Annotated in this window: 5 protein-coding genes; 1 reads left to right on the forward strand and 4 read right to left on the reverse strand. The window is 56.6% G+C overall.

Going from position 1 to position 12,958, the window contains the following annotated elements; translation table 11 throughout:
- Positions 1 to 42: 42 nt before the first annotated feature.
- Both Pla52nx_RS08590 and Pla52nx_RS08595 read right to left on the reverse strand, forming a co-directional pair.
- Positions 43 to 5,127, reverse strand: coding sequence for an MSCRAMM family protein (locus tag Pla52nx_RS08590; protein WP_146519062.1), 5,085 nt, complete (start codon positions 5,125 to 5,127; stop codon positions 43 to 45).
- 164 nt (positions 5,128 to 5,291) lie between these two features.
- Positions 5,292 to 6,353: a WD40 repeat domain-containing protein gene (locus Pla52nx_RS08595; RefSeq protein ID WP_146519061.1), complete on the reverse strand. Its 1,062-nt coding sequence runs from the start codon at positions 6,351 to 6,353 to the stop codon at positions 5,292 to 5,294.
- Positions 6,354 to 6,833: 480 nt separating this feature from the next.
- Between Pla52nx_RS08595 and Pla52nx_RS08600 the strand changes: the two genes are divergently transcribed.
- Complete coding sequence (locus Pla52nx_RS08600) at positions 6,834 to 7,910, forward strand: TIGR03009 domain-containing protein (protein ID WP_146519060.1); 1,077 nt, start codon at positions 6,834 to 6,836, stop codon at positions 7,908 to 7,910.
- 550 nt (positions 7,911 to 8,460) lie between these two features.
- Here the strand turns inward: Pla52nx_RS08600 and Pla52nx_RS08605 are convergent.
- On the reverse strand, positions 8,461 to 10,380 hold the full coding sequence (locus tag Pla52nx_RS08605; RefSeq protein WP_146519059.1) for a DNA gyrase/topoisomerase IV subunit B: 1,920 nt from the start codon (positions 10,378 to 10,380) through the stop codon (positions 8,461 to 8,463).
- 44 nt (positions 10,381 to 10,424) lie between these two features.
- Entirely contained in the window at positions 10,425 to 12,860 is a 2,436-nt protein-coding gene (locus Pla52nx_RS08610; protein WP_231741831.1) for a DNA gyrase/topoisomerase IV subunit A, read from the reverse strand.
- Between the last annotated feature and the right edge of the window lie 98 nt (positions 12,861 to 12,958).

A 12,958-nucleotide genomic window follows, 5' to 3' on the forward strand; every position in this document is an offset into this window, starting at 1 on the left:
AAATTTGGACAGCCCAGCCTAATGCTGGGCGCGGATTATTCATCATCCGGCTTTGTCATAGTAGCCTGGCTCGTCTTTTCCGTCCCCGTCCCAGTCACCCGCGATCGGCTGACTGTCGGCACTCATCCGTTTCAGTTTGATTCGTTTGTCATTGCCGGTCAGCTTATGGTCGCCATCGATATCGATGATCCACTCGTCACCACGCACGACGGCAACTTCATCGATCCCGTCGCCATTGAAGTCACCGACGACGGGCTGGTCACCAGGTTCTCCGAACTCAAAGGTTGCTTCGTCCTTGGCATGCCTGCCGTCGCCATCGGAGTCGAGCATCCAAGTTCCGCCGCGGAAGACGGCGATCTGATCGATGCCTGTTCCATTCCAGTCACCAGAGATCGGCGTATCGACTTCCTCACCGAACTGAAAGACATGGTCCACCGCGTCGGCACGCAATTGGAGGTCCTCCCCACGGACCAGCAGTCTTTCTCGACCTTCCATGCGAGTCTCGGCGGACACAAACCGGTTGTGATAGTTCGGCCTTCGACGACGAGCATTTGCTGGATCTGGAAGACCGGCGTCTTGTCGGACGCGGAACTCGTCACGCTCCCACTGACGACCAAAGATACCAATGTCGTCTTTTCCGTCGCCGTCCCAGTCGCCCACGACCGGACGATCCATGTCGGTCCCGAGCTTGATCCAGAGGTCGCCGGCATCCCAAACGCCGTTTCCGTTCAGATCCACGTACCAACGCCCCGCCACGTAAATCGCGACTTCGTCACCCGCTTCGCCGTCAAAGTTGCCTACCAATGCAACGGCTCGTGAATCGCCAAGAGTGACGCCTCGGCTTTTCTGCAGGATTTGACCTTCCAGAGTCATCAACTGCCATCGGCCCTTGGCGTAGTCTCCTTCGGTGCCGTTACGGTGAACCGTACGGGCTGAAACACTTGCAACCAAATCGGGCTCATCGCTAATTCCGCGTGGAAATCCTCCGTTGATGACACTCAAATGCCAGGTCACGTTGCTGGTCGTGTCCGCGACCATCGGCGGCAACACCTGCGCCGGTTGTGAAATCACCACCAGCCTTTTCGTCTGTTCAAACGTATCCAGCGGAGCAGGAGCGACGGAGATGGGTGGCGGCGTCGCGCGTTTGGGGAAGTCCGGCATGGATGTGATCTGGATTTCACTGAAGTGATTGTGCTCACTGTGCTCTCCTCCACCGACCGTGATGCGGATGATCGCATCCCAGTTGTCCGTCGTCGCCGCATCGACTCTCAACGATGCGATGATCGCTGCTTCCTCATCCGAGTACTCGTCAGCAGCATTGATCGCCAATCCACCCAGCGTGCCCGCGGTGTCCAACGAATCGGTGAATCCCTCGGGTTGAGTCTGATAGATCGAATAGGTCCCGGGTCGGAGGCCTTGAAAAAGGTAGAAACCATCCGCGTCGGTCGCAATGATCGAACTGTCGACCGCATTTCCGCCAAGGAAATCACTGTCAGTCAACTTCATGCCGTTGGCATCTCGCAACTCAATTTGAACGCCCGCGATCGGCAGGTCATCCGAGGTAAACAGGCCATCTCGATAGTCTCGCAGAGACTCCGGAGAGGGCGTGGAACTGAGGGCCAAGTCCGCTCCGTCTTTGAATACGAAGCCTGATATTGTGGCAGGCGGTAGCTCTGGAAAATCGTAGTCGATCGCATCGACTACGCCTCTCAACTCGATCGCATCAATCAAGTCTTCGACAAGAACGGTTCCGCCATGGCTGCCGATCAATTGACCGCCGTGGAAAAAACCGCTCGGCTGAACTTCACTCACCGAGTAAATCCCAGGCGCCAGACCATGGAAACTGTATCGCCCCGACGAATCGGTCGTCGTGGTCTGCAGCAGTTCACCGTCTCCGTCGATCAGCCTGATACTCACTCCGGGAATCGCGACTTCGCCAGCGTCTCGTTTCTGATCGCCGTCGTTGTCCGACCACACGCTACCGGAGATCGAGGAAGGTGCGATTTCACAAAAGTTATAACGCTCGACCGTTTGGCCTGCCGCCAGTGAAACTTGCATCAGGTCAGCGCCGAGGACTTCACCGCCACCGGTGCCAAGCTTTTGTCCACCTTGAAAGAAACCCTCAGGCTGTTGTTCAAAGATTTGATAGGTGCCCGACCTGAGGTTCTCGAATGAATATCGACCGCTCGCATCGGTCACCGTTTGGGCAACAGTATTTCCAGCCGCATCACGCAGTTGGATCGTCACGCCTTGAATCGGCTGTTCCTCCGCATCGAACTCGCAATCGTCATCCTGATCGACGAAAACGAATCCAGAGAGTTCGCTGCCGGGTTCTTCGCAGAAATCGTAGTCCTGTGCATCCTGGCCGGCAGCGAGAACAATATCGGAGATTCGGTTCTCACCGACTACACCACCCGCGGTACCGGCCTTGGCCCCGCCATCAAAGTAGTCAGCAGGTTGAATCTCCTCGACGGTATATCGACCGCGACGCAGACCTTCAAAAAAGTAGTTGCCATTGATGTCGGTCTTGGTCCGCGCGACTTCGCCCTGTTCATCGCGAAGGACAATCGTGACATCCTGTAGGGGCTGTTCGTTCGCATCTTGAATACGGTCTGCGTCCAAGTCGACGAACACGGTGCCCGCAAGCCGACCGCCTGGTTCTTCACAGAAATCGTAGTCCCGAGCGTTCTCGCCGGATGTCAGATCGATTTCGGTGATTCGGTTCTCGCCGACGATTCCGCCAGCCGTGCCGGCTTTCACACCTCCGTCAAAATATCCCTCCGGCTGGATTTCCTCGACTGAGTATCGGCCCGGGCGCAGGCCCACGAATCGGTATTCGCCACTTGGATTCGTTCTCGTTCGAGCAATCTCGTTGCCCTGGTCATCTCGCAGTATGAGCACCACGTCGGCAAGTGCAGCCTCATCTGGATCTCGCTCGCAGTCGGCGTCCAAGTCCTCGTAGACCATGCCGCTCAGCGACGCGGGTTGCAGTTCGCCAAAGTTGTACTCGACTCCGGCGAGCCCCTGTCGCAAATCGATTTGCTGCAGTTGGTCGTCTTGTTGGGCGATCCCGACTCGCTGACCCTCAATGGTCCCCACGCTGTCTTTGCCGTCGAATAGACCGCTGGGCTGCGTTTCCGAAATGGTATACCGACCAGGCGTCAATCCGGTGAACTCGTAACGCCCCGACGAGTCGGTTTGCGTCGTTGCGACGACCACGTTGGAATCATCTTTCAGCGAGATCGTCACCGACGCGACGCCCGATTCCGCAGCGTCTCGCACACCATCGTCGTTGCCGTCGATGTGAACGTATCCGCTGATGCTGGCCGGCGACGCTTCGCAAAAACTGTAGTCCGTCCCCACTCCCGCAGCGATCATCGTGATGTTCTCGATGAACATCCCACCGTTGGAGACACCGACCGGTCGACCATTGATCTTGCCTGGAAAGGATGTCCCGTCGATGTAGCCCGCTGGTGTGTACTGCACAATGCGGTACTCGCCGATGGGCACATCGTCGAAAAAGTAGACGCCGTCTGGCGAGGTGTAGTCCGTCGCGATCACGCTGCCGTCAAAGGTCTGCAACTCGATCTTGACACCAGACAGCGGCGTGTTGCCCGTGGCGTTGTGATCTGCGGTGCAGTCGGCGCCGGGCGCAGCGACGTACACGTAGCCGCCGATGGATCCCAAAACGATTTCACCGAAATTGTATTCAACGCCGGTTTCATTGCCCAACAGATAGACTTGTCGAATCACATCGCCTGGGTTCGTCGCTACGCCGACCACCACACCGTTGACCGTTCCCGCAGAGTCGATTCCGTCGACGTAACCAGGGGGCGTTACGGTTTCCACAATGTCGTAGCTGCCTGGTGCCAATCCATCGAATGAATAAGAACCATCGCTGAGCGTGACGGTCGTCCGTACGGCTTGCGGGGCGATCGTGTTGTTGGGAATGGCCTGGAGCGTCACACCTGCGATGCCCATTTCGCCCGGTTCACGAATGCCGTTGTTGTTCTCGTCAAAGTAAACAAAGCCGGATAGGGTCGCCGACTGAGCCTCGGCGAAATCCATGTTGATGACGGACAAATCACCAGCGGGAACAAAGATACCTGTCAAGGTGTTGGCGTCTTTGGAGAAACCCGTGGAAAGTCCATCCACGGTGCCCGGCACCGAACCGACGCTCAAATAGCCGCTGGGCTGCGTCTGAACGATCTGGTACTCACCCGGCATCAAACCGAGCGATTTTTCGAACCGATAGGCCCCGTTGGTGTCCGTCCGCGTTCGATGTCCGGTGTCGGCAAACACACCATTCGCGTTGCGTTGAAACAATGCCAGCTCGACATCGGCGAGAACGGGCTCGCCGCTTTCACGGACGATGTCCAGGTCGTTGTCGACCCACACGTGCCCCGACAGCTCGATCGGTTTGGGCACCTGCTGCGTGTGGGCGATTGCCGCAGCGGTTCGATTGGGTCGACTGTAGGGATCGGACCCTTCGTCTGGCGGCAGGTTCAAGCCGAAGTCGTCGTACGGAGATCCGAAATCATTTACGAACAGCTCGTCCGCGTGTGCGACTTCGTAGTGGGGCGCCTCGAAGGTTGCGTCCAGGATCGAGTCTTGAAACTCTTGCCCTGAGGTGATCACGTCCAGTCGATCGTTGAAAACACTCAGCTCGATCGCGTTTCGCAGAACTTCGTCCACATCGAGCGTGAACTCCAACCGGTCTCCGGCTCGAAAGTTCTCAAGACGCAGCACCAATTCTTGGCCACCATCAACCACTTCTGCGGCCGCTTGGACGGTGCGGTTGTCGCCGGCGACGACCCGCACGATTTGGAATCCGTGAAAGCCGTTCTTGCCACGTCCACCGGCTTGGGTATCAAAGATCGGGTCGCCGACAGAAATCCCGTCACCATCCTTGTCCGTCGTGATTCGCAGTTCAGTGAGCTGCGTCAGCGGCGCGCCGCCATTAAAGGAAAGAATGAAACGGTCGCCTTGAGTATCACTGCCGACATCCAGATCACTTTCCAAGTAATCCGTTTCGACGTAGACGACACCGACGTGGATCGGGTCGGCGGCCAGCAACTCTCGTCGTTCCAGTCGCTCAGGGCCACGCGTGCGGCGCTGCACGTCCATGACAGGTGTGCGAGTGAGGGAACGTTTTCGTTTGGATTTCCAAATCACGCGGTGGCACCTCCCTGTGCCCTAATTGCAATCGTGCGTGTCGGCCTTCGTCGGCCTCGCGATCAATCCCTCTCCCTGATCTTGTTGCTGTACAGGTCAACAAGATCAGAATGTCATCAACGCTCGAGCCCTGCTTCTCTCTCCGCAATCTGCTCTCGCCCTGTTTTGATGCCTGACAACGACCACCGCCTCAGTGTCGCATCATAGCCTCCCGAGAAAAGGATGCTGTCATATGCTGCCAGGGTGGCAACCGAACCGATGTGATTGTCGAGTTCACGGATCGTGCGTTCTTGGTTGAGACGTACGATTCGTATTTTGTTGTCTGATCCGGCTACCGCGACAAGTTCGTCATCCAAGACAGCAACAGCAAACAACTTGCCCGTTGTGACGTTGAACCGATGCAGCGTTTGCCGAGTTTCCGAATCAAAGACGCAGACATTTCCGTCATCGCCCACCGTTACGATCCTTGATGAGCGTCTCAGAAAATTGATCCCATTGATCCTGCCGGAATGAAGCCTCTCTGCTGAGAGAGCCTGCATCGTCCGTAGATCGAACATTTCCAGCTCTCCACTTCGCCCAGCAGCAGCCAGCAGGTCACCATCGTAACGATAGGCGACTGCCCGCAAATCATTGCTCTTGCAGTTCAACGGCGGTGTTTGGCTGGAACGCTGGCCGATCAGATACACTCGTCGATCGAAACTCACTGCCGCGATCTCATCACTCTGTGGCGAAAAACTCACGCATGAAATCGCGGGCGTGCCATCCATCCGTTGCGTGATTTTGAATTCGCGAGACCGATCCCAGAGAATGAGCTGGCCATCGTTTCCGGCGGAGACAAACTGGTTGCCGCTGGGGTCAAATTTCATAGTGCGAACGAGATCGCGATGATTCTCTAACGTACGAATCACTTTCATCGAACTCATGTTGATGATCCGGATCGCGAAATCATCACCCGCCACCGCGATCAGCTCGCCTAGGGGATCCGTTGTGATCGCTGTCACAACGCATTTTTTGGTCTTACTGCCAATCGCTGCCAAACGCTCCGTTCGAACGCCTGTCAATGTGACGATCGGTGGCAACGGCGGTTCGTCTGCGCACGCAAAACTCACCTGCATCTGCGTTGCGGCAAGTAGCATGGTTGCTAGCATACTGCGTCTTTGCATTCTGAGTTGGTGCATTTGGCAAACTCACTCTGACGAACAGGGGAACGGTATCGCGTCTCACGGGCTGTTGATTCAGTGTATTACGGATTACATGTGAGCCGATGGCGCTAGCCACGGGCCTCGACGGGTTGGATCGCAACCAGTATGCCCGCGGCTAGCGCCATCGGCTCACTCAATCAACAGTCCGCTAGCTTTCATCGGCGCACGTTGCGGTGCACGCGCGGACAGCCGCCTATCGGATTGATCGGCAACCGGCTGAGCCGTCATGACTGGATCAATCGGATTTCCCCGAAGGCCGTCGCGGTGCTAGCAAACGGACCTTGCGGTTTGCTCTTTCGCTGCAGTTTTTTTTATTGCTAGAGTCCCCCCGAAGTCAACTCAATCGGCCGCGTCAGGGGCATCGTGTTCACACGTGCTATAGGATGGAACGCGGCTTCATCGGACAATCGGACAGCCTCGACCGCACGGAATGTGAACATGACGTTGGAACGCCAAATGACTCGATTGATTTTCAAAGCCTCGCTTGCGTTGGGCATTGGGATCCTGACGCTGGCAAGTGCATCGATGGCGGTCGCTCAGGCTCCCAATCAAACGGGCGGCGCGGCGATGACACCGCAGCAAGCTGCCGCCCGCCAGCAGGCACTGGCCCAGCAACGCAGTCAGCCGCAGCAATTGACGCCACAACAAGAAGCCTATCTGCGTCAACAGCAGTTGGCCCAGCAACAGGCCGCACAACAACGAGCCGCAGCGGCCGCGGCATCAACCGCACAAGCACCGTTTCCACCGTTGGATGCAAACGCCCAGGCTCGCTTGGATCAGATCCTTGCAAAATGGGAGGAGCAAACCAAGGGGACAAAGACATTGGAATGTACGTTCCAACGTTGGCACTTTGACCTGCTGGCGACTCCTCCAGGCGTCTATGCCGACAAGTCAATCGGCGATATCAAGTACTCTGCACCGGACAAAGGGCTTTTCAAAGTAAACACCAAACTCTTCTTTACCGGAATGGAGGGGGGAAAGCCTCAATACGCCCCTCAACCCGGCATGGAGGGAGAATGGTACGTCTGCACAGGCAAAGAAGTTTTGGAGTACGACCGATCGATCAAGCAATGCACGATTCAAGAACTTCCCAAAGAAATGCAGGGCGTACAGATTTTCAATAGTCCACTGCCGTTTGTGTTCAATCTTGATGCGGAGCAGATGAAGCAAAAGTTTTGGATCCGAGAGGTTGAATCCAAGGAACCCGGAATGTTGATGCTGGAGGTTTGGCCCAAGACAGCAGAAGATCGCGCTCAGTACAAAGTGGTTCAGATCGGACTGGGATCGGACTTCGTCATCAAAGGTCTCGTGATGTACGCACCGAACTTTCATCCCAAGAACGCTCCCACGTGGGATCAGTATCAGTTTGATGATGTCAAGCGAAACTCATTTGCGGCGGGGATACAGCAGTTTTGGAACTTCTTCATTCCGGAAAAACTGCCCGCTGGCTGGAATGTCCAGCGAGGCAACCTGTTGATGCCGCCCCAGCCACAAATGGCCAACGGAAACCAAGCAGCCCCACCTCGCCGGTAACACGTCGTCGAGTCTCTCGGGACGTGAAACCACCACCGCGCGATCATCCAGATCGATAGCCTCCGTCAGCATACGCACGAGTGGCATCCAAGAATGATCGCCGCAACAGCTCAACGTATCGAAGCAGATGACGCAACCAAACGCTCTGAGCCGTGACGCGTCATCGGCCGGGTCTTGCTTGGACTGCTCAAAGTTTGGTGTTGTGTCTTTTGGGTTTGCGCAAGTTTATGTCCCTACTGCTGGCGCAGCTGGTGGCCCCCAGTGAGCCTCAGGCGCTAGCCGTGGGCCAGCACCACAATCCGCCTCAGGCCCACGGCTAGCGCCTGAGGCTCACCTTGATTGCGATGCATGGGACAAAAACATGGACTGAAAAAAACAATGTCAACACCATCAGGCCCGCGGCAAGCGCCTTGCGGCTCACAAAATTAACAGTCTCCGAAAACGCAAGCGACCCTTCTAACGGGATCCCCCCGCAGCGTCAAATGCCGCTTCCTCCTGCGCCTTCGGCTGCGGGTCAAACGGGCCTGCGGGTCAAACGCGGCAATGTGGATCACACGTCGATGCCGTCGGCGTCTTCGGCTCGTTCCATGATGAAACTGAACCTTGCCGATGCGTCGCGGCCCATCAAGTCGCTGATCACCTTGTCGGTCTCCAGTTGATCATCGATCTCAACCTTCAGCAGTTGACGCGTTGCGGGGTTCAGCGTCGTTTCCCACAACACCTTGGGCATCATTTCTCCCAAGCCTTTGAAGCGTGTGATCTCAGGTTTGGATCGGCCGGCGTGTTTCTCCAAAATCTCGGCGCGGTGCAACTCGTCTTTGGCCCAGTACGTTTCTTTTCCGATGTCGATTCGAAACAGTGGTGGCACCGCGATATACAGCCGTCCGTCGGCGATCAGTTGCGGCATGTGGCGATAGAAAAAGGTCAGCAACAGCGTCGTGATGTGGTGACCATCGCTGTCAGCATCCGCCAACAGAATCACGCGTCCGTAACGCAAGCCGCCGATGTTCATCTTAGGACCGATGCCACAACCGAGTGAGGCAACGAGGTCCTGGATTTCTTTATTGTCCAAGATCTTCTTGAGCGTCGCGCTCTCGGTGTTCAGCACCTTGCCACGCAGCGGCAAGATCGCTTGGTAGTTCCGATCTCGCCCCTGTTTCGCGCTGCCGCCTGCCGAGTCACCTTCCACGATGAACAGTTCGGACTCCATCTTTCCGCTGGCCAAGCAATCACTCAGTTTGCCGGGCAATAGCGTACGTTTGGACCCACCTTTGCGCGAAACGGCCTCGGATGCCGCACGCGATGCGGCGCGGGCGCGGGCGGCAGCGATGATCCGTGCGACGACGGAATCGGCGACTGTCCGATTGTTGTTCATCCATTGTTCCAACGCACCGCGGACAGCACTTTCGCTAAAGGCCTGCGCCTCGGGGTTGTTCAAACGGTCCTTGGTCTGACCTTGGAATTGCGGCTCGCTGATGAAGATCGATAGGATCGCGACCAAACCCTCACGAATGTCTTCATGCGTGAACTTCACCCCTCGCGGCGTCAGGTTGTGCGTGTCGATGTAATTGCGAACGGCTTTATTGAGTCCGCTGCGAAAACCGTTTTCGTGGGTACCGCCGTTGCCGGTCGGAATCCCGTTGACGTAGCTGCGAACGTGTTCGTCGGTCGACTCGGTCCACTGCAGGGCTACCTCCAGCCGAGAGGTCTCATCGACGTGGTGGGTGAACGGAGCCTCATGGATCGGTCGTGCCTTGCGTTCCTTGAGGACCTTGTCCAAATAGTCAACGATGCCGCGTTCGTGCAAGAACGTTTGTTTGGTACCGGCAACTTCGTCGATGTAGGTGACTTTGACGCCACGGTGTAGGAAGCTCGCTGTTTCCAAACGAGACAGAATCGTGGGCGAATCGAACTCTGTCCTTGGAAAAATCGTGGGGTCGGGTTTGAAGGTGATCGTCGTCCCGGTACCTCGAACCGAGCCCTTCAGCTTTTGCAGCTTGCTGGTCGGTTTTCCACGCTCAAAGGTCATCTTGTACTGAGCGCCGTCGCGTCTCACGATGGCCGTCAGTTCTTTGCTGAGCGCGTTGACGACGGATGCACCGACGCCGTGCAGACCGCCGGCGGTCTTGTAGTTGCCTTCCTCGAACTTGCCGCCCGCGTGCAAGACGGTCAGCACCATTTCCAACGCGGGTTTCTTTGTCTTGGGATGCTTGTCCACCGGAATGCCGCGACCGTTGTCCGTGACCGTCACGGTCTGACCGTCCTTGTGCAGCGTCACGGTGATTTCGGACGCGTATCCATTCATCGCTTCGTCGACCGAGTTGTCGACGATTTCCCAAATCAAATGGTGCAGGCCGGCGGACGACACGCCGCCGATGTACATGCCGGGTCGCTTACGGACAGGCTCCAAGCCCTCCAAGGCGATGATCTTGTCGGCGTTGTAGCTTTGTGGTTTTGTTGCAGTGCTCATGGGGGATCTATTTGGCTTTGTTGGAAAAGGGGGTCAAACAAGGCCTACGCGTCCTCTTCAAACGTGACCGGTGGTTCGATCGGCGGCTGAACGATTTCAGCGATCTTGCCGTTCTTTTGAATCTCGACTCCGCGACCGCCACGTGAGGTCACTCGATACTTGGCCGTGGAAATGGTTTTCTTTGCACCACGGTTGGTTTGCACTGTCATCAAGTCACGATCTCCGGTGCTGGCTTTGAATCCCAACAAGCGGTCGCCGGAGGCGAGTCGCATTAGCGTGACGCCTTTTCCGGCACCGGACAGGTAGTTCACTTCTTCGGCTTGGCAGACGATCGCGCGACAGTTTTCTGAAACAGCCAGAATGACTTCGGTTCCCGAAACCGGGATGACATCAACGATCTCAGCATCACCGGCAACGCGAGCAAACCGGCGTCCGCTACGTGTGGACGGTTCGGCAAACGGAGCCAAGCAAAATCGCAATGCGAACCCGTTGCTGGATGCGGCGAACCCGTGGACCTCGGGGCACCAATCGGGATGCTTGGGGTCCTCATTGATCACGCCGCCGATCACTCGCGGGTCGAGAGAGAGGGCGGTGACGATCTTTTCGCCGTCTTTGAGTTTGAACAGCTTTTGAATCGGTTCCCCGAAACCCGTCGAAGCCGGGATGTCGATCATTCTGGCCGTATAGCAGACACCTTTGGATGAAAAGAAGGCGATCGATTCACGAGTGCTGCCAGCGGTCACCGTCAGCACACTATCACCTTGGCGAAGCCTGCTCTTGGAGGGATCGGCGATCAACTTCTGACGCTTCACCCAACCGTCCTTGGTCACCAAAATGTGACAATTCTCCGCGACGATGAAATCCTCTTCCGTGTACTCGAGTTCTTCGTCGACCGTCACCACCTGGGTTCTGCGTTTACAGGAGTCGTGCTTGCCGTAGACTTCCAGCAATTCGTTGATTTCGTCACGAACAATCTTCCAACGTCCTGACGCGTTTGTGTCCTCGGTGTCTTCGTCCAGCAGCTTGCGGATCTCTCGAGCACGCTTGTTCTTGTCTTTCAGCTCGTCCAAGATCAGATTGATTTCCAATCTGGCCAAGCGATACAGTTTCAGTTCCAGGATCGCGTCGGTTTGCTCGGCATCCAGCCCGCCTTTGCTGGCGGGAAAGCGTTTCATGATCTTGTCCGCCGCATCCGCCTTGCCTTCCGATTTGCGGATGATGCGAATGATCTCGTCCAACGCGTCAAAGATCAATGCGAAACCATCCAGGATATGAATGCGTTTCTCGAGCGACGCCAGTTCATTTTCGAGCCGGCGTGTCAGCACGTCCAAGCGGAAATGTAAGAAATGCCACAGCATTTCTTTGAGCCCGAGTCGGTTCGGCGTACCAATCTCTGGGTTCTCAGTGGGCACCAAGCAGGTCAGGTTGACGTTGAAATTCTTTTGAAAGTCCGTGTGCTTGTACAAGAACGCGAGGACTTTGGATTCGTCGGCGTCTTTGCGGAGAATCAAATCGACGCGGATTTCGTCGGTGGAAAGGTCTCGGACTTCGGTAACCAACGGCAGCTTGCCCGAGAAGATCAACTCGGCAATGCGTTCCACCAAGAGGGCTTTGTTCACACCGAACGGGATCGAGTCGATTTGCAGCACCTTGCCACCACGAGACTCTTCACCGCTGATCGTGGTCCCACGCAGCTTGATGGTTCCGTGCCCGGTTCGATAAATCTCTCGCAGCTCGTCCTTGGTGTTGACGATCTGGCCGCCGGTGGGGAAGTCCGGTGCCTGAACGGCATCGTTGGCGACGAGCTGATAATCTTTGATCTCCGGGTCCCGCAACAATTTCAGCAGTGCATTGCAAACTTCTTTGAGATTGTGTGGCGGGATGTTGGTCGCCATCCCGACCGCGATCCCGGTGGCACCGTTGACCAGCAGGTTGGGAAACCGGCTCGGCAAGACAACAGGTTCTTCGCGGCTGCCGTCATAGTTGGCTTTGAAGGCCACGGTTCGCGTCGACAAATCGGTCAGAATCTCGGCCGCGATCGGCGTCATGCGGCACTCGGTGTACCGCATGGCCGCGGCGTTGTCGCCATCGACGCTGCCGAAGTTGCCACTGCCGTCGATCAACGGCATTCGCATCGCAAAGGGCTGGGCCATTCGCACGAGGGCTTCGTAGATCGAACTGTCGCCGTGGGGGTGATAGTTACCCATCACGTCACCAACGACCTTGGCGCATTTACGATGCTTGGCCGTCGCACCGAGGTTTTGCTGGTGCATCGTGTAGAGAATACGACGCTGCACCGGTTTCAAGCCGTCTCGTACATCGGGCAGCGCCCGGCTAGTGATGACCGAAAGCGAATAATTGAGGTATCGCTCCTGCGCCGCGTGCCGCAGCGGTACCGCAGTCATCGCCGAATCGTCGATGGCATCAAATAGAGATTTGGATTTTTTGTCCGCGTTGCTTCCAGATCGACGTTTCGCCACTCCAGTGGTATCCCTTATTCAATTGTCACTCGTTTGCCGTTCCAACGGAACGATCGGCATGCTCGGCCCGTTTCTTGTGCGAAACGGCGTTCCCTGTC

The organism is Stieleria varia (assembly GCF_038443385.1).
Classification (GTDB): Bacteria; Planctomycetota; Planctomycetia; order Pirellulales; family Pirellulaceae; genus Stieleria; species Stieleria varia.